Raw genomic sequence first — 18644 nt, 5'->3', positions numbered from 1 at the left:
CCGAGACGGCCCCGGTGCTCGAACTGGTCGGCCTGGAGCGGCACTTCGCTTCACCTGGCGGTCTCGTGCGTGCCGCCGATGGCGATGCCGCGCACCGTGCGGCCTGCTGGCATCCGCAGGATGCCGTCGTTCTCGCGCCCACCATTCAGGAGGCCGGACAGTGACTCCCACGCAGACACGTGAAGCCGAGACGGCCCCGGTGCTCGAACTGGTCGGCCTGGAGCGGCACTTCGCTTCACCTGGCGGTCTCGTGCGTGCCGCCGATGGCGATGCCGCGCACCGAGCGGCCTGCTGGCACCCGCAGGACGCCGCGGTTCTCACGCCCACCATTCAGGAGGCCGGACAGTGACTCCCACGCAGACTCGCGAAGCCGAGACGGCCCCGGTGCTCGAACTGGTCGGCCTGGAGCGGCACTTCGCCTCACCCGGCGGCTTCGTGCGGGCCGCCGACGGCGTCACGCTCACCGTCGGCAGGGGTGAAGTCGTCGGACTCGTCGGCGAGTCGGGGAGCGGCAAGTCGACCGTGGGGCGCTGTGCCGTACGGCTGGACGAACCCACCGGCGGCACGGTCCGCATCAACGGCGCGGATGTGACCCGCCTTTCGCGCCGTGCCCTGCGGCCCCTCCGGAAAGACTTCCACCTCGTCTTCCAGGACCCCTCCTCCTCGCTCGACCCGCGCATGACCGTCGGACAGATCATCGCCGAACCCCTGCGTCTGCACGGCATCGCCAAGGGGGACGCGGCACGCGCGCGCGTGGCCGAACTCCTCGGCCAGGTCGGTCTGCGCCCCGAGCACGCCGACCGGCACCCGCACGAACTCTCCGGCGGGCAGCGCCAGCGCATCTCCATCGCCCGCGCCCTGTCCGTCGACCCGGACCTCCTGGTGGCCGACGAACCCACGTCGGCCCTCGACGTCTCCGTGCAGGCCTCGGTCCTCAACCTCCTCGCCGACCTGCAGCGGGACCGCGGCTTCGGATGTCTGTTCATCACGCACGACCTGGCCGCCGTGGAGTTCCTCGCCGACCGCATCGCGGTCATGTACCTGGGCCAGATCGTCGAACAGGCGCCGACCGCCGAGCTGTTCGCCGATCCCAAGCACCCGTACACGCAGGCGCTCCTGTCCGCCGCGCCCGTGCCCGACCCGGTCCTCCAGCGCACCCGCGAGCGCATCGTCCTCAGCGGTGAACTGCCGAGCCCGCTCGCCCCGCCACCCGGCTGCCGCTTCCACACGCGCTGCCCGCTGGCCGTCGAGCGCTGCCGGGTCGAAGTGCCCGGACTGCGCTCGCTTCCCGGGGAAGGCGGGCGCGAGGTCTCCTGCCATCTGGTCGCCGACGACGGCACCGCTCCCGACGCGGCCGCCGCCCCGACCCTCCGTACGATCCCCAGTACCCGCACCGCACGCTAGGAGCAGCACTCTTGTTCACCACTAGGCCGACCCTCCAAGGCACCTTCGGCATGGTGTCCTCCACCCACTGGCTCGCCTCGCAGTCCGCGATGGCCGTCCTGGAGGACGGCGGCAACGCCTACGACGCGGCGGTCGCCGCCGGTTTCGTCCTGCACGTCGTCGAGCCGCACCTCAACGGCCCGGCGGGCGAGGTGCCGATCATCCTGGCCCCCGCCGACGGCGAGGTGCGGGTCCTGTGCGGGCAGGGCGTCGCGCCCGCCGGAGCGAGCGTGGACCACTACCGCTCGCTCGGCCTCGAACTGGTGCCGGGCACGGGTCCGCTCGCGGCCGCGGTGCCGGGCGCCTTCGACGCGTGGATGGTGCTCCTGCGCGACCACGGGACGAAGTCCCTCGCCGACGTCCTCAAGTACGCCATCGGGTACGCCGAGGACGGCCACGCACCCGTGGAGCGCGTCGGCGAGACCGTCGAGACGGTGCGCGAACTCTTCGAGACGGAATGGCCGTCGTCGGCCGAGATCTACCTGCCGGAGGGCCGGTCTCCGCAGCCCGGCGAGCTCCTGCGCAACCCGGCGCTCGCCGCGACCTGGCGCCGTGTGATCGATGAGGCGGGCACCGGCTCGCGCGTCGAGCAGATCGAGGCCGCGCGCAGGATCTGGAGCGAGGGGTTCATCGCCGAGGCGCTGATACGGCAGTCCGGCGTCCCCACGATGGACACCAGCGGATCCCGGCACACCGGAACGCTGACGGCAGCCGACCTCGCCGGATGGGAGGCCACCTACGAGGCCCCGGCGACGTACGACTGGAACGGCTGGACGCTGTGCAAGGCGGGCGGCTGGAGCCAGGGCCCGGCCTTCCTCCAGCAGCTCGCCGTGCTCCCCTCGGCACTCGCGGACCTGCCCGCCTACGGCTCGGCCGACTACGTCCACCTGCTGATCGAGGGCTGCAAGCTGGCCATGGCCGATCGCGAGGCCTGGTACGGCGACGCGGACGGCACCGGCACGGTCCCGGTCGCCGAACTGCTTTCCCCCGCCTACAACGAGGAGCGGCGCACGCTCATCGGCGAGAAGGCGTCGCACGACCTGCGCCCCGGAAGCCCCGGCGGACGCACGGCGAAGATCTCCGCCCATGCGAGCGCGGTGGCCGCGGGCGAGCCCGGCTTCGACGCGCTCGGCCTGCCCGGAGCGGGCGCCGGTGAGCCGACCGTCGCCAAGAGCGGCACCTCACCCGTGCCCGGCGAACCGGCCGTCTCGGCGGACGGCGCCACCCGCGGCGACACCTGCCACCTGGACGTCGTGGACCGCTGGGGCAACATGGTCGCGGCCACGCCCAGCGGCGGCTGGCTGCAGTCCAACCCGGTCGTCCCGGAGCTGGGCTTCCCGCTGGGCACCCGGCTCCAGATGGCCTGGCTGGAGGAGGGCCTGCCCAACTCGCTGACGCCCGGCCGCCGCCCGCGCACCACCCTGACGCCGTCCCTCGCGCTCAAGGACGGCGTACCGGTGATGGCGTTCGGCACGCCCGGCGGGGACCAGCAGGACCAGTGGCAGCTGCACTTCTTCCTGGCGGTGGCGCTGCGTGACTCCGTCCGCGGGGGCCTCGACCTCCAGGGCGCCATCGACGCCCCCAACTGGCACAACGACAGTTTCCCCGGCTCCTTCTACCCGCGCGGCATGCGTCCGGGCAGCGTCACGGTCGAGTCCCGCATGGACGAGACGGTCATCGAGGAGCTGCGGCGGCGCGGGCACGACGTGACGGTGGGCGAGCCCTGGTCGGAGGGCCGGCTGTGCGCGGTGGCGCGCGACCCGCGGACCGGGGTGCTCTCGGCGGCGGCCAACGCGCGGGGGATGCAGGGGTACGCCGTGGGCCGGTAGAAGCCCCGGAGAGCGCCCGAAGGGGCGCGGAGAACTGCGCGAGGACGGACCAGGACCCGCGGCCGGCAACGGCGCTAACCCGGCAGACGCGCATCCGTGAAAGCCGCGTGAGACGGCCGGGTACGCGGCGTCACGCACCGCGTACCCGGCCGAAGGCGGACGTCAGGACCGGCCGCTCGTCTCCTGACCGTCCAGCGACTCCTCGGCCGACGGCTCCGGCTCCCGCTGCGAGGGCAGGGCCACCGGGGCGGCGGTCTCCCTGCGGCGCATCACCGCGCCGCCCACCAGCGCGGCCACCGGCTGCGCGAAGCGTGCGGTCAGCGGGCCGACGATCACCAGGATCAGGACGTACGCCGTGGCCAGCGGGCCGAGCGACGGCTCGATGCCCGCGGTGACGGCGAGCCCCGCGATGACGATGGAGAACTCGCCGCGCGCCACGAGGGCGCCACCCGCCCGCCACCGTCCCTTGACGGAGATCTTGGCGCGGCGGGCCGCCCAGTACCCCGTGGCGATCTTCGTGCACGCCGTCACGACGGCGAGCACGAGCGCGGGGAGCAGCACCGGAGGGATGCTCGCCGGGTCGGTGTGCAGGCCGAAGAAGACGAAGAAGACGGCGGCGAACAGGTCCCGCAGCGGCGCGAGGAGACTGTGCGCGCCCTCGGCGACCTCGCCGGACAGCGCGATGCCGACCAGGAAGGCGCCCACGGCGGCGGAGACCTGGAGCTGCTGCGCGATCCCGGCGACCAGGATGGTCAGACCGAGGACGACCAGGAGCAGCTTCTCGGGGTCGTCGCTCGACACGAAGCGCGAGATGACACGGCCGTAGCGCACGGCGAGGAACAGCACCAGACCGGCCGCACCGAGCGCGATGCCCAGGGTGAGGCTGCCCGCGGCCCAGCCGACACCGGCCAACAGGGCGGTGATGATGGGCAGATACACCGCCATCGCCAGGTCTTCGAGGACCAGGATGCTGAGGATGACGGGTGTCTCGCGGTTGCCGAGGCGGCCCAGGTCGTTCAGGACCTTCGCGATGACGCCCGACGAGGAGATCCACGTGACGCCCGCGAGGACGACGGCGGCCACCGGACCCCAGCCCATCAGGAGCGCGGCGATCGCGCCCGGCACGGCGTTGAGCCCCATGTCGACGAGACCGGCCGGGTACTGCGTCTTGAGGTTGCTGACCAGGTCGCTCGCCGTGTACTCGAGCCCCAGCATGAGCAGCAGCAGGATGACGCCGATCTCGGCGCCGATCGCGACGAACTCCTCACTGGCGCCCAGCGGAAGCAGCCCGCCCTCGCCGAACGCGAGCCCGGCAAGGAGGTAGAGGGGGATGGGGGAGAAGCGGAACCGTCCGGCGAATCGGCCGAGCAGCCCGAGCGCGAGAATGATCGCGCCGAATTCGATCAGGAAGACAGCGGAGTGCATCGAATCACTCCCGCCCGAGTATCGCGGCGGCGCTCTCCACACCTTCGCGGGTGCCGATCACGATGAGCGTGTCCCCGCCCGCGAGGCGGAAATCGGGTGCGGGCGACGGAATGGCCTCGGCCCTGCGCAACACGGCCACGATGGACGCGCCGGTCTCGGTGCGCATCTGGGTCTCACCGAGCACGCGCCCGTTCCAGTGCGAGGAACCGGCCACCTCGATGCGCTCGGCGACCAGACCGAGGTCGGTGGTGTGCAGGAGATTGGGGCTGTGGTGCGAGGGCATCAGCGCGTCGATCAGCGCGTCCGCCTCACCCGAGCTCAGCCGCAGCGAGAGCGCGCACTCGTCGGGGTCGTCGGCACGGTAGGCGCTGAGGGTGCGCGCGCCGTCCCGGTGCGCGACGACCGAGAGCCGGCGGTGTTCCCGGGTGGTCAGGTCGTACCGGATACCGATGCCTGGGAGTGGCGTCTGGCTGAGACGTGAAGCGGACACAGCTCTTCCCCTAGTTGCTGATTGGCTGATGGGCGTCAATACGGCGTTAAGGTCACCCTATAGGCCCGTTCTTTGCCAGAACTTGGTGGTAGAGGTCCCGCCCCGGGTCTAGGGCTGACGTTCCGCCAGTACCGTCTCGACGGAATCGGCTTCCGCGGGCGACTTGTCCTCGCGGTAGCGGACGACACGGGCGAAGCGGAGCGTGACGCCGGCCGGATAGCGGGTGGACTTCTGCAGCCCGTCGTAAGCGATCTCGACGACGAGCTCCGGGCGTACGGTCACGACGAAGCCGTCGTCGCCGACCGCGAGCTCACGCAGCCGCTCGGTCTGCCAGGCGAGCATCACGTCGGTCATGCCCTTGAAGGTCTTCCCGAGCATGGCGAATGTCCCGTCGTCGCGCCGGGCGCCCAGGTGCAGGTTGGACAGCTTGCCGGTTCGCCGCCCGTGCCCCCACTCGGCGGCGAGCACGACGAGGTCCAGGGTGTGCACCGGCTTGACCTTCAGCCAGCTCGCACCGCGGCGCCCGGCGATGTACGGGGCGTCGAGGGCCTTGAGCACGACGCCTTCGTGGCCGCGGCGCAGCGTGTCGGCGAAGAACTCCTCGGCGGCGCCGATCTCCGTCTCGTCTGCGGGATCGGCGACGACGGCGCGGCGCACCCGCATCGGCTCCGGGACGAGTCGCGCCAGATGGGTGTGCCGTTCGGCGAACGGCAGGTCGAGCAGATCCTGTCCTCCCTCGTACAGGACGTCGAAGAAGACGGGGGACACGGGCAGCCCCGCGGCGGCGGTGGTGACGTCGATGCGGGACCCGACGCGTCCGGCGATCTCCTGGAAGGGGCGGGGTCTGCCGTCCTCGTCGAGCGCGATGACCTCGCCGTCGAGGATGAAGGTGTCGCCCTTCAGCTCCATCGCGGCGGCGGTGAGTTCGGGCAACCGGTCGGTGATGTCGTCCAGGGTGCGGGTGTAGACGCGTACGTCGTCCCCGTCCCGGTGGACCTGGACGCGGATGCCGTCCAGTTTCTCCTCGACGGCGCACGGCCCGCCCAGCTTGCCGACGCCTTCGGTGACGGTGACGGCGCCGTGCGCGAGCATCGGCAGGACGGGCCGCCCGACGCTGAGCCGGAACTCCTCCACCGCGCCGGGCCCCCTCGCGAGGAGGGCCTCGGCGACGGGAGTCACCGCCCCCGCCAGCATCACCGCGCGGCGCACGGCGGCGGGCGGCGCCTCGGTGGCACGGGCGAGCCCCTCCACGGCGATGGCGTCCAGCGCTCCCTGCCGCACCTCGCCGGTCAGCAGCCCGACGAGGAACCGCTGCTCCTCCGCGGTCGCCGCGCCCATCAGTTCCGCCACCAGCCGCTTGCGCTCGGCCTGGGAGCCCTGTCCGGAGACGGCGCCGATGGCGGTCAGGGCCTGGTCCGTGGCCTGCACGGTGAGGCTGGGCTCGACGGCCGCCGCGGGCGCCTCCTTCAGGAGGCTCCATCCGATGCCCAGCCTCCCTTGGGGGAGACGGCCCGCGAGGTACGGGATGACGATGGGGGCGTCGGCGGGCGTGGCCGCACGGAAGAGATCGGCGAGGAGCGCGATCTTCTGGGACCGGGCGGGGGTGGTGGCCACGGTGGCGGATACGTGTGCGAGACGGGCTAGCAGCATGCGTTCTCCTTTCCCCGGTCGCCGCCCTCCCTGAAACGCGCCTGCCGGGAGTGGCGCAGGTCACACATCTCGGCCCGTGAGCCGCGTAATGAATCACCTCTTGCCGGACTCGAACAGGCACGGAACAAAGCAGTGCGAGCAGCGGCAGCTGCGCCAGAACAGGAGCCCGATCATGGCCGTCACCCTTGAGCAGCCCGCCCGCGCCCGCCTGATCACCCGCGAAGGCCGCGAGCGCGCGCTGCCCGTGACCCTGCGCTATGTGGCTGCCGACCCGCTGGCCGTGCAGATCGTCTTCCCTCCGGAGGCTTCCCTCGACGGCGCGGAAGTCACGTGGATCTTCGCCCGGCAGCTCCTGGAGGACGGCCTTCGCGCGCCCGCCGGCGGCGGTGACGTGCACGTCTGGCCGTGCGGGCGGGCGCGCACGGTCCTTGAGTTCCACGCGCCGCAGGGTCTGGCCCTGGTGCAGTTCGACAGAGAGGTGCTGCGGCGGTTCCTGCTCCGTACGTACGCCGTCGTGGGGGCGGGGAGCGAAGCCGAGGGGCTCGGCCTCGACCAGGATCTCGCCCGGTTGCTGGGCGGGGTCTGAGCGTGGGCGGGATCTGATCAAAGGCCCTCGGCTACGGGCCCTCCGAGAAGCGGCGGGCGCGGGCCGTTCGCCGTCGCCGGACCCCCAGCGTCGTACCGACCACCAGGGCGGCCGAAGCCGCGGCGAAGAAGAGCATCGTGGTCCACGCGGGGCCGTCCGAGTCGATCGCGTGGGCGGCCGGTTCCGCGGCGTGCGCGGGGCCCTGCGCCGTGCCCCGCTTCTCGCTCTCGGAGACCAGCGAACCCACCGGCCGCACATGCCCCGCCGCCTTGAACCCCCAGTCGAGAAGCGCCCTGGTCTCCTCGTACACGCGGTACCCGCCGCTCGCCTGCGGGTTCATCACCGACACGACGAGGGTGCGGCTGCCGCGCTGCGCCGCGCTGATGAGGGTGTTTCCCGCGTGGCTGGTGTAGCCGTTCTTGATGCCGAGCAGGCCCGGGTAGCGGCCCACGCCGTCGGCCCCGGTGAGCAGCCGGTTGGTGTTCTGGATGGGGTAGGACCAGTTGCCGTGCGGGAACTTGGCGATCGACGTCGAGCAGTACCGGGCGAACTGCGGGTCCGCGAGGCCCGCCCGGCCGAAGACCGCCAGGTCGTAGGCCGAGGAGACCTGGCCCGCCGCGTCGTATCCGTCGGGCGAGACCACATGGGTGTCGTGGGCGCCCAAGGCGCGGGCCTTGGCGCGCATCTGACGGACGGTCTGCTGCCAGCCGCCGTTGAGCTTGGCAAGGACGTGCACGGCGTCGTTGCCGGAGCTGAGGAACACCCCACGCCACAGGTCGGCGACGGTGTAACTGCGCCCCGCCTCGACCCCCACCAGGCTGCTGCCGTCCCCGACCTCGGAGAGCTCGCTCTCGGTGACCCGGTGCCGGGCCACGGCGTCCAGGTGGGGCAGGGCCGTCAGGGCGAAGAGCGACTTCAGGGTGGACGCGGGCGGCAGTTGACGGTGCGCGTTGTGGGCGGCGAGCACTTCGCCCGAACGGGCGTCGGCCACCAGCCAGGAGAGTGCGGAGACCTCGCCCGGCACGGCCGGGGCCCCGGCGTCGGGCCGCACCTGGACGCCGGGCCGGTCCAGGAGGTTCGAGGAGTACACCGGGCCCGGCTTGGGCGGCGTGGGCTCCTCGGCGGCCGCGGTGGCGGGTGTGGGCAGGAGGACCAGAGCGGCTGCCGCGAGGGCCGCGGTGCGGACGGATGAGGAGCGCGGGAGGTACCTGATGACCATTCAGTCACCGTACGAGCGCGTCCCGAAGCCCGCAGGTCAGCTTGGTCCTACTGGATGTACGGGGTGGCCGCGGGGAGTTGCGCGGCCGGTCAGGGCCTGGCCGACGGCTCGGTGAGCAGGTCGTCCAGCTCGGCCGCGAAGAGCTCGGCCGGGTCGAAGCCCATGCCGCTGAAGTGGCCCGAGAGTTCCAGGGACAGGACTCCGTGCATCCGGGTCCAGAAGGACACGGCCCGGTGCAGGGCGGCCGGCGGCGCGGGGTGCCCCTGCGCCCAGTCCCGGTGGTCCTGCAGATGGCTGCCGAACGGTGTCGCGGGGCTGTCCGGCAGGAGTTCCGCGCAGGCGTCGAGCAGGGTCGCCATGATCTCGGACGAGATGCCGGTGATGTCGTCGGGCGCGTGATAGCCGGGCACCGGGGTGCCGTAGACGAGGAAGTACCGCTGGGGGTGCGCGAGGGCCCAGTCGCGCAGGACGTGCGCGAGTCCGGCCAGGCCGGCGCCTTCGGCGGAGGCAGCGTGCACGGTGTCGGCGAGGCTTCGGTAGGCGTCCCGGACGAGTTCGGTGATCAGCTCGTCGCGACCGGCGAAGTAGCGGTAGAGCGCGGGTCCGCTCATGCCCATCTGCTTGGCGATCGCGTTGAGGGAGAGTGCGGACGCCCCAGCCGTGGCGATCTGCTCCCACGCGCGTTCCTTGACCTCGGCACGCACTTGCGCGCGATAGCGCTCGCGCGGAGTGCTCGCCTCGCTCTTCGCCATGGCTCTTCCACCTCTCCCGCGGGGCTACAGGCTCAAGATTTCGTTAGAGGCTATCACTCAACCTGTTGACCGCCTGTTCTCTGTTGCGTTATACCTTCTAACGAACACGTGAGCCTCTAGCTCGCTTCCTCCAGCTTCGACTCGCCAGGAGAACGCCATGACCGGAACGCGCACCCTCGCCGCCCGCGCCGCACTGCTCGCCGTCCCGTTCGCCGCCGCCGGTGTCCTCGGCACGGCGGCGGCCCCCGCAGGAGCCACTCCTCAGTCCGGCCACGGCACGTCCCTCACCTGCCGCGGCGAGGGCGTCGACCCCGAGGTGCTCGTCCGCCACCGCACCGAGACCGTGATCCACGCGCCGCTGAGCACCATCTGGAAGCTGCAGACCGACGTGGAGCGCTGGCCGTCGTGGCAGACCCCCGTCACGTCGGCGGACCGTCTCGACCACGGCCCCTTGCGCAAGGGCTCGGCGTTCCGGTGGACGACCCCGATACCGCCCAACCCGGCGACCCCCGCCACCAGCCTGGACATCACCTCGACGGTCGAGCAGCTCAAGCGCAACGTGTGCATCCGCTGGACGGGCCCCGCGATCGGTGAGGGGCTGCGCATCGACGGCGTCCACGTGTGGACCTTCACCAGGGTCAAGGGCGGCGTCCTGGTCCGCACCGAGGAGACCCACACCGGAGAGCAGGTCGAGGCGAACGTCCCCGCCGCGACCGAGATCCTCGGCCAGAGCCTCGAAGGGTGGCTGGGTGCACTGAAGAGCGCGGCGGAAGCGCGGGCCGGCCACCACGGCCGCTGAACGACGAAGGCGCGGTACACCGGCGACAGCCGGTGTACCGCGCCTTCGGTGCGCGCGTGACGCTACTTCGGCAGGTTCGCCTCGATCGCGGCGACGACCTCGGGGGCGTCCGGCTCGGTCTGCGGGGCGAACCGGGCCACCACCTCGCCGCCCGGGGAAAGGATGAACTTCTCGAAGTTCCAGCGGATGTCGCCGGTGTGGCCCTCGGCGTCCGCCGTGTCCACGAGCTGCTTGTAGAGCGCGTGCCGGTCGTCGCCGTTGACGTCGACCTTCTCGGTCATCGGGAACGTCACGCCGTACGTCGCCGAACAGAACTCGGCGATCTCATCGGACGTACCGGGCTCCTGGCCCATGAACTGATTGCAGGGCACGCCGAGCACCGTGAAGCCACGGCCCGCGTACTTCTCCTGCAGGCGCTCCAGGCCCGCGTACTGCGGGGTGAGCCCACACTTGGAGGCGACATTGACGATCAGGACGGCCTTGCCCAGGTACTGGTCCAGGTTCGCCGGGCCGCCCTGCAGGCTCTCGATCTTTACCGCGTCGTAGACAGACATGGTCCGGAGCCTACGCTCCGGTCGGCACACGGCCTGCTACGGGCGCGGTTCCGTTCGCTCCGACAGCTCGGCGCGCCACTGGCGCGGCCATTCGCCCGAGGGCGGGGGAGCGCCACCGATGCCGAGGTCGCCGCGCGCGCTCTCGTAGAAGTGATCGCGTGCGGCGCTGGCTATCTGATGCGCTCGGGCCCAGTCGGTCGACGCGCTGACGCCCTCCCGTACGAGCAGTTCTATGGTCCACACGGCCTCATGCCACTTCCGGGCCGCCGCGATGGTGGCCGCGTCCCCGACGAGCAGCATCGATTCCCACTCGGCCGCGCGATGGGACTCGGCCTCGGCCAGCTCGGTGAACCCGTGGCTCGGCTCCAGCGGATCGGTCACGTCCGTGTACCCCATGGCCGCGCCGATGCGCTGAGCGATCCGGAGCTGCACCTTGAGGGCGTTTCCGTAGCGGATGTACGTCTCGAACCGCTTCTCGTCCCAACGCTCCAGCTTCTGGATCTTCCACTTGCGCCGCTCGGTCAGGCTCTGGGCCGCGTAGGACCCCACGGAGCCCACCACGACACCGATCAGTGCGGGCAGTTGGTCGGCAAGTGACATGGTCCCCCCTCGTCACTCCGAGGTTATCTCCGTCCGGTTCAGCTGCCCCCGGGCGACCAGTTCGACGGTCGTGGCCACCGCGATCGTCTGGACCGCCATGAGGGCGATCAGGACGAACAGCTGCACCGCGCCCGCGAGGACCGGTGACGCGCCGCCCAGGAGCATGCCGACGAAGGCTCCGGGCAGGGTGACGAGGCCCACCGTGCGGGTCTGGTCGAGGCCGGGGAGCAGGGCGTCCGACGCGGCGGGGCGGATCACCTCCAGGCGGGCGTCCCTGTCGAGCAGGCCGAGGGCCAGGCCCGCCTCGAACTCGCCCTTGCGGGAGTGGAGTTCGTCCAGGGAGCGGCGCCCGCCGAGCACCGTCGCGGTCAGCGCTCCGCCGATCAGGATGCCCGTCACGGGGATCATGGCGATGCCCTTCACCGGCAGCAGACCGGCCAGGGTCAGTGCCGCCACCACCGGCACGACCGGGACCGCGATCGGCAGCGCCGCCCACCACCAGGTGCGGTTTGAGGTGACGCGGCGCCCCGCCGTGCGCGCGGCGACGGCGAACATCAGGAGCAGGAAGGCGAAGAGCGCCACGACGTGGTGGATCACCCAGCCGATGACCAGGGACACCACGCCGAGCTGCACGGCCGCCCGCACCCCGGCCACCAGGATCTCCCGCGCCCTGCCGTACGTGCCGTCGGGGGAGAGGCGGAACACGGCGGCGGCCGTGGCGGCGACGAGCAGCAGGAGAAGGAGCACCACGCCGAGCGTCACGTTGACCGGCAGCAGGGCCCCGGCAGCGAGATCACGCACCCGCCCACCCTAGGGCCGTTCCGGCGGCGCGCCGCGCCGGTGATCGGGACTCGTGCGTCCGGGGTCGTCGCGAGCGGGCCCGGTCTGTGAGGATGCGGGGAGAAACATGTGCTGCCGGACGAGCAAGTGACGCCGGGAGCAAGACCGGAAGAAAGAAGGGCTGACCTCATGGCGCAGCAGGTACAGGGCGTGATCGCGCGCGCGAAGGGCGAGCCGGTACGGATCGAGACGATCGTCGTGCCGGACCCGGGGCCCGGGGAAGCCGTGGTGAAGGTGCAGGCCTGCGGGGTCTGTCACACCGACCTGCACTACCGCGAGGGCGGCATCAACGACGACTTCCCCTTCCTGCTCGGCCACGAGGCGGCGGGCGTCGTGGAGTCGGTCGGCGACGGCGTCACGGAGGTCGCGCCCGGTGACTTCGTGATCCTCAACTGGCGTGCGGTGTGCGGCCAGTGCCGCGCGTGCCTGCGGGGCCGCCCCCAGTACTGCTTCGACACGCACAACGCCAAGCAGAAGATGACCCTCCTGGACGGCACCGAGCTGTCGCCCGCGCTCGGCATCGGCGCCTTCGCGGAGAAGACGCTCGTCGCCGCGGGGCAGTGCACCAAGGTCGACCCGGCCGCCTCGCCCGCCGCGGCCGGACTCCTCGGCTGCGGGGTCATGGCCGGTATCGGCGCCGCCATCAACACCGGCAACGTGGGCCGCGGCGACTCGGTCGCCGTCATCGGCTGCGGCGGCGTCGGCAACGCGGCGGTCGTGGGTGCGCGGCTCGCCGGAGCCGCGAAGATCATCGCCGTCGACATCGACGACAAGAAGCTGCAGACCGCGAAGAGCCTCGGCGCCACGCACACCGTCAACTCCCGTTCGGCGGACCCGATCGAGGCCGTTCGCGAGCTGACCGACGGCAATGGAGCCGACGTCGTCATCGAGGCGGTCGGCCGCCCGGAGACGTACGAACAGGCCTTCTACGCACGCGACCTGGCGGGCACGGTCGTCCTGGTCGGCGTGCCGACGCCGGACATGCGCATCGACCTGCCGCTCCTCGACGTCTTCGGGCGCGGCGGCGCGCTCAAGTCGAGCTGGTACGGCGACTGCCTGCCCTCACGCGATTTCCCGATGCTCATCGACCTCTATCAGCAGGGGCGCCTCGACCTGGACGCGTTCGTCACGGAGACGATCGCCCTGGCCGACGTGGAGAAGGCCTTCGAGCGCATGCATCACGGAGACGTCCTGCGTTCGGTGGTGGTCTTCTGATGACGGCGCGCATCGATCACCTGGTCACCTCGGGCACGTTCTCCCTCGACGGAGGCACCTGGGACGTCGACAACAACGTATGGATCGTGGGGGACGACAGCGAGGTCGTCGTCATCGACGCGGCGCACGACGCGGACGCCATCGCGGCGGCGGTCGGCGAGCGCCGGGTCGTCGCGATCGTGTGCACGCACGCGCACGACGACCACATCGACGCGGCCCCGGCGCTCGCCGCCCGCACCGGCGCGCCGATCCTGCTGCACCCCGCCGACGCGGAGCTGTGGAAGCAGACCCACCCCGACCGCGCCCCCGACGGCGAGCTGTCCGACGGGCAGGAACTCACCGTGGCGGGCGTGCAGTTGAAGGTCCTGCACACCCCGGGCCACTGCCTGGGCGCCGTCAGTCTCCACGCGCCCGCGCTGGGCACGGTCTTCACCGGCGACACGCTCTTCGCGGGTGGCCCAGGAGCGACGGGCCGGTCGTTCAGCGACTTCCCGACGATCGTCGACTCGATCAGGGACCGCCTGCTCACGCTGCCCCCGGAGACGGTGGTGCGGACCGGCCACGGCGACAGCACGACCGTCGGCGCCGAGGCGCCGCACCTTCAGGAGTGGATCGCCCGCGGTCACTGACCGCACGACGCGCACCTGTTCGGCCCCGCGTGGTTCGCCGCGCGGGGCCTTTCGCGTACTGGCCCTGTCCCGCGATCTCCGATAAGTTAGGCAAGGCTTACCTAATGGAGGTTGAAGGATGGGTGTCCGTCACGCCAGCACGACCGTGCCCACTGCAGCGGCACGCGCTCGCTCACTGCTCACCACCGCCTGGTCCTGCGCGGTGACCACGGAGATCGGCAGGGATGAACTCGTCGGCGCGCACAGCGTCACGCCGGAGGGCATCCTGCTGCTGTCACCGCCCCCGGACAGCGCGCTGGCCACCGCGATGATCTGCGCGCCGCGCGGCGAACCGTCCACCCTGGTCGAGTTCGCCGACGTCGCCCCCGTACCGGTCAGGGACCGGATCCGGGCCCGGCTGTGGCTCTCGGGATCACTGGTGCCCGACGGGGAGGGATTCATCTTCGCGCCGACCTGCGCCGTGCTGCACGACGGGGCCGGCGGCCGCGTCGGCATCGACCTCGACGAACTCGCCCTGGCCGCCCCCGACCCGCTGGCCGAGGCGGAGGCGCGGCTGCTCACCCACCTCGCCGACGCGCACGAGGACGCCGTCGAGCAGCTGACCAGGCTCGTGTGCGCGGACAGCCTGCACGGCGTCGTACGCGTACGCCCGCTCGCCATCGACCGCTACGCCCTCACGCTGCGCCTGGAGAAAGCCCGCAGCCAGGCGGATGTCCGGCTCGACTTCGACGAGCCCGTCGAAGACATCACCCAGGTGACCGAGCGTATGCACGTCCTGCTCACCAAAGCCCGCCACCTGCGCCGCCCGCTACTGCGCCCCACGCTCCCCGACGCCTGAATTCGCCGATTTCATGGACCGCAGCGCGAGCACGAGCACCCCGATGTCATCGAGGAACACCGGGTCCGGCAGCAGATCGGCCGGCAGGACGAGATAGGCGACCGCCCCCCAGAACACCCACTGGCGCTCGACCGGCAGCCCGGCGGCGCGCAGGGTGCGCCGCGTGCGGACCATACGTACGAGCAGCGCGATCGCGACCGCGAGTGTCGCGGCCACCAGAATCGCGCCGCCGACAAGGAGGACCGTGACTTCCGTGCTCATCAGACCCTGACCTCCGTCCTGACACGTCCTGCGACGTCGTGTGCGGGCACTCGGCCCAGGCTATGGGTACCCGCGCGGCGCCGCGCGAACATCCTGTCCCGCTTTCGCGTGACGGACTTCCTGCCCTCCGGTGACGGACCATGGAGACTGGCTTCACAGCATCACCGCCAGCTCCTCGAACTCCTTCCCGGAAAGGCAGAGATGAGCCAATGAGCCAGACGCTGCTCACGGCAGGGCGGGTTCTGACAGGGCCGCGTGGCCAGTACGTCACGGACGGCGCCGTGCTGACGGAGGGCGCCGAGATCGTCGCCGCCGGCGCCCGGGCCGAGGTCGAGCCCCTGGCCCGCGGTGTGTCGCGGCGGTACGCACTGCCCGAGGCCACGGTGCTGCCCGGCCTCATCGACGCCCACGTCCACCTGGTCTTCGACGCGAGCAAGGACCCCGTGGCGGTCCTGGACGCGCACAGCGACACCACCCTCATGGCGGCCATGGAAGAGCGTGCGCTGCAATTCCTGCGCAGCGGCGTCACCACCGTGCGCGATCTCGGTGACCGCGGCCGCCTCACCCTGCGCCTGCGCGAGGAGATCGCCGCGTCCCGGGTGCCCGGCCCACGCATCGTGGCCGCCACGACGCCGCTCACCACCAAGGGCGGCCACTGCTGGTTCCTCGGCGGTGAGGTCGAGGGCGAGAGCGAGATGCGCGCCCTGGTCCGGCGCAACGCCGAGCTCGGCGCGGACGTCATCAAGGTCATGGCCACCGGCGGCGGCCTCACCCAGGGCGGCCCCGCCACCTGGCAGGCACAGTTCGACGCCCCCGCGCTGCGCGTGATCGTCCGTGAGGCGCACCGGGCGGGGCTGCCGGTCGCCGCCCACGGACACGGGACGGCGGGGATCGTGGCCGCCGTGATGGCGGGCGTCGACACCATCGAGCACTGCACCTGGATGACGCGCAAAGGATTCGACCTGCGCGAGGACGTCCTGGACGCCATCGTCGACAAGGGCATCCGGATCTGCCCGACGATCAGCCCGAACTGGCGGATGCTGCCCATGTTCTTCGGCGCCGAGCGGGCCAAGGCGATGTTCGACCAGGTCCGCACGATGGCGGAGCACGGCGCGCGGATCGTCGCGGGCACGGACGCCGGAGTCCAGCGCGCGGGCTGCGACGGCCTGGCCCAGAGCCTCGGCTTCTACCAGCACCTGGGGATCGAGCCCCACCGCGTCATCGACATGGCGACCACCGAGGCCGCCGACGCGCTGGGCATCGCCGACCATGTCGGACGCCTGGCCGCGGGCTTTCGCGCCGACCTGATCGCGGTGCACGGCGACCCGCTCGCGGACGTGGCGGCCCTCGGGGATGTACGGCTGATCATGGCGAACGGCAAGATGGTGGACCATGAGTGAAAGAGCGTCACACCCCATACCCCCCGTCCAGGCGCTGATCGTGGTCGACATGCAGACCGCCTTCGTCACGGGCGACACCGCCGTCCCCGAAGCGGCCCGGGTCCTCGACCGGACGACCGACCTGATCACCCGGGCCCGTGCCGCCGGAGCGCTGGTGGTCCAGCTGCAGAACGACGGCGAGCCGGGGTCCGACGACGAACCGGGCACCCCCGGCTGGGAGATCCACCTTCCGGTGGACGCCGACCGCGGCGAGGTGGTCATCCGCAAGACCGTCGACGACGGCTTCGAGGGGACCTCGCTGCGTGAACTCCTCGCCGAGTCCGGCGTGAGCGACCTCGCCCTCTGCGGCGTGATGTCCGAGATGTGCGTGTCGGCGACCGCGCGTACGGCCCTTGACCTGGACTTCCGTGTGGTCCTGCCGCACGACGCGCACGCGACACAGGACATCCCCGCCGCCGAGGGCATCAGCGACCTGATCCCGGCGGCGACGGTGTCCCGGGTCGCCGAATGGGCCCTCGGCGACGAGGTCGAGATCGTCGCGAGGGCCCAGGACGTCGGTTTCACCAAGCCGTAGGCCAGGCGACAGGCGTCAGGCGCCTGTCGGCGAACGGGGTTCAGCGGGCGGTGTACGCGCCGTCCACCAGGTGGTAGCTGCCGTGGATGAACGAGGCCCGCTCCGAGAGCAGGAACACGATCAGCTCGGCGACCTCCTCGGAGTGACCGAGGCGGCCCGCCGGGTGCAGGGAGACGAGCGCGTCGTACGCCTCCTTGTCCATGCTCTGCAGGAGCGGCGTCTCGATGAAGCCGGGGCCCACCGCGTTCACACGGATGCCCTTCGCCGCGTACTCGGCGGCGGCGGTCTTGGTGAGGCCGACGACGCCGTGCTTGGCGGCGACGTAGGCGGGGGAGCCCGCGAAGCCGACGGAGCCGAGGATCGAGGCGACGTTCACGATGGCGCCCGCGCCCGCGGCCTCCAGGACCGGGAGTTCGTAGCGCATCGAGTAGAAGACGCCGTCGAGGTTGGTGCGTATGACGCGGTTGTAGACATCGATGTCGTACGCGCCCGTCGGCTTGCTCTCCCCGCCGATGCCCGCGTTGTTGACCGCGAGGTCGAGTCCGCCGAAGGTGTCCACGGCGAACCGCACCGCTGCCTCGACCGAAGCGGGCTCGGTGACGTCCAAGGCCACCGCGGCGGCCTTGACGCCCTCCGCGAGAAGCTGGGCGGCGGCCTTCTCGGCGCCCTCGGCGTTGAAGTCGGCGATGACGACGGTCGCGCCGCCCGCGCCCAGGCGGCGGGCGGTGGCCAGGCCGATGCCGGAGGCGGCGCCCGTGACCAGGGCGGTCTTGCCGGCGAACTCGGTGGCGTAGTCGGTGACGGGGGCGGTCGCGGGAGTGGTGGTGGGGGTGGTGCTCATGGTGCTCTTCACTTTCCTCATCCGATGTGGGGGGCGGCGCGTGCTGCCTCCCCGGTCAGGACGGCGTAGGCCTGCTCCACATGTGCGGCGAGGTCTGCGTCGTTGTCGTGCCCGCCGCGCGCCCAGCTGCGCAGGGCGGCGGTCAGCACTCCGGCGGCGGCACCGACGACGACGGCCGGGCGCTGGTCCCGGGCGGGGTCGGTGCCGAGCCGGTCGGCGATGATCCGGACGGACTCGTCCTGGGCGTCGACCCGGACACGTTCGTACGCGGCGAACAGGGCGGGCTCGGTGTCGACGAGCGCGAGCAGCTCCCGCCTCCGGGCCCTGCGGTGCGGGCCGGGGGACTCCGGGTCGGCGAGCCAGTCCTGCACCGCCGCGCGATAGGCGGCCAGCGGGGGCTCGTCGGCGGGGCGGGTGCGCAGGGCCGCGTTGATGCGGTCGCCGTCGGCACGGGTGAAGTCGAGCGCCGCCGCCTCCTTGCCGCCGAAGTGGCGGCTGAAGGTGCGGCGCGTCACGTCGGCGCGCTCGGCGACGGCCTCCACGGTGACGGCCGCGAGGCCGTGCTCCAGGATCAGGTCGATGGCCGCGTCGGCGAGCGCCTCCCGGGTCTGCCGGGCCTTGCGCTGCCTGCGGTCCTCGCCGCCCAGGTCAGTGGCCGGGGCTCCTGAACCGGACTCCTTCGCCTTGTTCATGCCTTCG

General features: G+C 71.9%; 21 protein-coding genes. 10 read left to right on the top strand and 11 right to left on the bottom strand.

The window, feature by feature from the left end; translation table 11 throughout:
• The first annotated feature begins 160 nt into the window (after positions 1-160).
• The 3 genes from AB0I66_RS04505 to AB0I66_RS04495 are packed head-to-tail and all read left to right on the top strand — an operon-like array spanning position 161 to position 3272.
• The gene (locus AB0I66_RS04505; RefSeq protein ID WP_363206184.1) at positions 161-349 is read left to right on the top strand and encodes a hypothetical protein; all 189 of its coding nucleotides are present in this window, start codon (positions 161-163) and stop codon (positions 347-349) included.
• Positions 346-1404 carry an oligopeptide/dipeptide ABC transporter ATP-binding protein gene (locus tag AB0I66_RS04500; RefSeq protein ID WP_363206183.1) on the top strand — a complete coding sequence of 353 codons (1059 nt, stop codon included), beginning with the start codon at positions 346-348 and terminating at the stop codon, positions 1402-1404. Before AB0I66_RS04505 ends, AB0I66_RS04500 begins: the two co-directional genes overlap by 4 nt.
• Before the next feature lie 11 nt (positions 1405-1415).
• Positions 1416-3272 (top strand): gamma-glutamyltransferase, encoded by a 1857-nt coding sequence (locus tag AB0I66_RS04495; RefSeq protein WP_363206182.1) that lies wholly within the window; start codon positions 1416-1418, stop codon positions 3270-3272.
• A 162-nt stretch (positions 3273-3434) separates the two neighbouring features.
• On the opposite strand, the gene AB0I66_RS04490 is transcribed toward AB0I66_RS04495, so the two are convergent.
• The 3 genes from AB0I66_RS04490 to AB0I66_RS04480 all read right to left on the bottom strand — a co-directional run bounded on the left by AB0I66_RS04490 (position 3435) and on the right by AB0I66_RS04480 (position 6837).
• Positions 3435-4697 carry a cation:proton antiporter gene (locus AB0I66_RS04490; RefSeq protein WP_363206181.1) on the bottom strand — a complete coding sequence of 421 codons (1263 nt, stop codon included), beginning with the start codon at positions 4695-4697 and terminating at the stop codon, positions 3435-3437.
• A 4-nt stretch (positions 4698-4701) separates the two neighbouring features.
• Positions 4702-5187 carry a TrkA C-terminal domain-containing protein gene (locus tag AB0I66_RS04485; protein WP_363206180.1) on the bottom strand — a complete coding sequence of 162 codons (486 nt, stop codon included), beginning with the start codon at positions 5185-5187 and terminating at the stop codon, positions 4702-4704.
• 108 nt (positions 5188-5295) lie between these two features.
• Complete coding sequence (locus AB0I66_RS04480; RefSeq protein WP_363206179.1) at positions 5296-6837, bottom strand: ATP-dependent DNA ligase; 1542 nt, start codon at positions 6835-6837, stop codon at positions 5296-5298.
• Between the two features lie 172 nt (positions 6838-7009).
• On the opposite strand from AB0I66_RS04480, the gene AB0I66_RS04475 reads away from it, so the two are divergent.
• Positions 7010-7423, top strand: a complete 414-nt coding sequence (locus AB0I66_RS04475; protein WP_363206178.1) for an SsgA family sporulation/cell division regulator — start codon at positions 7010-7012, stop codon at positions 7421-7423.
• 31 nt (positions 7424-7454) lie between these two features.
• Here AB0I66_RS04475 and AB0I66_RS04470 read toward each other — a convergent pair whose 3' ends face one another.
• The gene (locus AB0I66_RS04470) at positions 7455-8642 is read right to left on the bottom strand and encodes a serine hydrolase (protein ID WP_363206177.1); all 1188 of its coding nucleotides are present in this window, start codon (positions 8640-8642) and stop codon (positions 7455-7457) included.
• Positions 8643-8731: 89 nt separating this feature from the next.
• The gene (locus AB0I66_RS04465) at positions 8732-9394 is read right to left on the bottom strand and encodes a TetR/AcrR family transcriptional regulator (RefSeq protein ID WP_363206176.1); all 663 of its coding nucleotides are present in this window, start codon (positions 9392-9394) and stop codon (positions 8732-8734) included.
• A 157-nt stretch (positions 9395-9551) separates the two neighbouring features.
• Between AB0I66_RS04465 and AB0I66_RS04460 the strand changes: the two genes are divergently transcribed.
• Complete coding sequence (locus tag AB0I66_RS04460; RefSeq protein ID WP_363206175.1) at positions 9552-10193, top strand: SRPBCC family protein; 642 nt, start codon at positions 9552-9554, stop codon at positions 10191-10193.
• A 62-nt stretch (positions 10194-10255) separates the two neighbouring features.
• On the opposite strand, the gene AB0I66_RS04455 is transcribed toward AB0I66_RS04460, so the two are convergent.
• From AB0I66_RS04455 to AB0I66_RS04445, 3 genes are read right to left on the bottom strand one after another with little or no spacing between them, the layout of a single operon-like run.
• Positions 10256-10747, bottom strand: a complete 492-nt coding sequence (locus AB0I66_RS04455; RefSeq protein ID WP_363206174.1) for a glutathione peroxidase — start codon at positions 10745-10747, stop codon at positions 10256-10258.
• 36 nt (positions 10748-10783) lie between these two features.
• The gene (locus AB0I66_RS04450; RefSeq protein WP_363206173.1) at positions 10784-11347 is read right to left on the bottom strand and encodes a hypothetical protein; all 564 of its coding nucleotides are present in this window, start codon (positions 11345-11347) and stop codon (positions 10784-10786) included.
• 12 nt (positions 11348-11359) lie between these two features.
• Positions 11360-12148: an ABC transporter permease gene (locus tag AB0I66_RS04445; protein WP_363206172.1), complete on the bottom strand. Its 789-nt coding sequence runs from the start codon at positions 12146-12148 to the stop codon at positions 11360-11362.
• A 168-nt stretch (positions 12149-12316) separates the two neighbouring features.
• On the opposite strand from AB0I66_RS04445, the gene AB0I66_RS04440 reads away from it, so the two are divergent.
• The 3 genes from AB0I66_RS04440 (at position 12317) to AB0I66_RS04430 (ending at position 14869) form a co-directional block, all read left to right on the top strand.
• Positions 12317-13402 (top strand): S-(hydroxymethyl)mycothiol dehydrogenase, encoded by a 1086-nt coding sequence (locus tag AB0I66_RS04440; protein WP_363206171.1) that lies wholly within the window; start codon positions 12317-12319, stop codon positions 13400-13402.
• Positions 13402-14031, top strand: a complete 630-nt coding sequence (locus AB0I66_RS04435) for an MBL fold metallo-hydrolase (RefSeq protein ID WP_363206170.1) — start codon at positions 13402-13404, stop codon at positions 14029-14031. Before AB0I66_RS04440 ends, AB0I66_RS04435 begins: the two co-directional genes overlap by 1 nt.
• Positions 14032-14149: 118 nt before the next feature.
• Entirely contained in the window at positions 14150-14869 is a 720-nt protein-coding gene (locus AB0I66_RS04430) for a DUF2470 domain-containing protein (protein WP_363206169.1), read from the top strand.
• Here AB0I66_RS04430 and AB0I66_RS04425 read toward each other — a convergent pair.
• Positions 14840-15130: a hypothetical protein gene (locus AB0I66_RS04425; RefSeq protein ID WP_363206168.1), complete on the bottom strand. Its 291-nt coding sequence runs from the start codon at positions 15128-15130 to the stop codon at positions 14840-14842. The genes AB0I66_RS04430 and AB0I66_RS04425 overlap by 30 nt on opposite strands.
• A 209-nt stretch (positions 15131-15339) precedes the next feature.
• Here AB0I66_RS04425 and AB0I66_RS04420 point away from each other — a divergent pair, with 209 nt between their 5' ends.
• Together AB0I66_RS04420 and AB0I66_RS04415 are read left to right on the top strand one after the other, a co-directional pair.
• On the top strand, positions 15340-16530 hold the full coding sequence (locus AB0I66_RS04420; RefSeq protein ID WP_363206167.1) for an amidohydrolase family protein: 1191 nt from the start codon (positions 15340-15342) through the stop codon (positions 16528-16530).
• Entirely contained in the window at positions 16523-17104 is a 582-nt protein-coding gene (locus tag AB0I66_RS04415) for an isochorismatase family protein (RefSeq protein ID WP_363206166.1), read from the top strand. Before AB0I66_RS04420 ends, AB0I66_RS04415 begins: the two co-directional genes overlap by 8 nt.
• 40 nt (positions 17105-17144) lie before the next feature.
• On the opposite strand, the gene AB0I66_RS04410 is transcribed toward AB0I66_RS04415, so the two are convergent.
• Both AB0I66_RS04410 and AB0I66_RS04405 read right to left on the bottom strand, forming a co-directional pair.
• Complete coding sequence (locus tag AB0I66_RS04410) at positions 17145-17945, bottom strand: SDR family NAD(P)-dependent oxidoreductase (protein ID WP_363206165.1); 801 nt, start codon at positions 17943-17945, stop codon at positions 17145-17147.
• Positions 17946-17962: 17 nt separating this feature from the next.
• Positions 17963-18637, bottom strand: a complete 675-nt coding sequence (locus tag AB0I66_RS04405; RefSeq protein WP_363206164.1) for a helix-turn-helix domain-containing protein — start codon at positions 18635-18637, stop codon at positions 17963-17965.
• Positions 18638-18644 lie beyond the last annotated feature (7 nt).

The organism is Streptomyces sp. NPDC050439 (genome assembly GCF_040655335.1).
In the GTDB taxonomy this organism is placed as follows: domain Bacteria; phylum Actinomycetota; class Actinomycetes; order Streptomycetales; family Streptomycetaceae; genus Streptomyces.
The sequence above is the reverse complement of the archived record's forward strand: the minus strand, read 5'-3'. Positions and strand labels throughout refer to the sequence as shown.

Coding starts and splice junctions, on each gene's coding strand:
- AB0I66_RS04480 (WP_363206179.1), bottom strand. CDS start 6,837: ATGCTGCTAGCCCGTCTCGCACACGTATCCGCCACCGTGGCCACCACC.
- AB0I66_RS04420 (WP_363206167.1), top strand. CDS start 15,340: ATGAGCCAGACGCTGCTCACGGCAGGGCGGGTTCTGACAGGGCCGCGT.
- AB0I66_RS04450 (WP_363206173.1), bottom strand. CDS start 11,347: ATGTCACTTGCCGACCAACTGCCCGCACTGATCGGTGTCGTGGTGGGC.
- AB0I66_RS04465 (WP_363206176.1), bottom strand. CDS start 9,394: ATGGCGAAGAGCGAGGCGAGCACTCCGCGCGAGCGCTATCGCGCGCAA.
- AB0I66_RS04455 (WP_363206174.1), bottom strand. CDS start 10,747: ATGTCTGTCTACGACGCGGTAAAGATCGAGAGCCTGCAGGGCGGCCCG.
- AB0I66_RS04475 (WP_363206178.1), top strand. CDS start 7,010: ATGGCCGTCACCCTTGAGCAGCCCGCCCGCGCCCGCCTGATCACCCGC.
- AB0I66_RS04470 (WP_363206177.1), bottom strand. CDS start 8,642: ATGGTCATCAGGTACCTCCCGCGCTCCTCATCCGTCCGCACCGCGGCC.
- AB0I66_RS04490 (WP_363206181.1), bottom strand. CDS start 4,697: ATGCACTCCGCTGTCTTCCTGATCGAATTCGGCGCGATCATTCTCGCG.
- AB0I66_RS04425 (WP_363206168.1), bottom strand. CDS start 15,130: ATGAGCACGGAAGTCACGGTCCTCCTTGTCGGCGGCGCGATTCTGGTG.
- AB0I66_RS04435 (WP_363206170.1), top strand. CDS start 13,402: ATGACGGCGCGCATCGATCACCTGGTCACCTCGGGCACGTTCTCCCTC.
- AB0I66_RS04460 (WP_363206175.1), top strand. CDS start 9,552: ATGACCGGAACGCGCACCCTCGCCGCCCGCGCCGCACTGCTCGCCGTC.
- AB0I66_RS04440 (WP_363206171.1), top strand. CDS start 12,317: ATGGCGCAGCAGGTACAGGGCGTGATCGCGCGCGCGAAGGGCGAGCCG.
- AB0I66_RS04405 (WP_363206164.1), bottom strand. CDS start 18,637: ATGAACAAGGCGAAGGAGTCCGGTTCAGGAGCCCCGGCCACTGACCTG.
- AB0I66_RS04410 (WP_363206165.1), bottom strand. CDS start 17,945: ATGAGCACCACCCCCACCACCACTCCCGCGACCGCCCCCGTCACCGAC.
- AB0I66_RS04415 (WP_363206166.1), top strand. CDS start 16,523: ATGAGTGAAAGAGCGTCACACCCCATACCCCCCGTCCAGGCGCTGATC.
- AB0I66_RS04430 (WP_363206169.1), top strand. CDS start 14,150: ATGGGTGTCCGTCACGCCAGCACGACCGTGCCCACTGCAGCGGCACGC.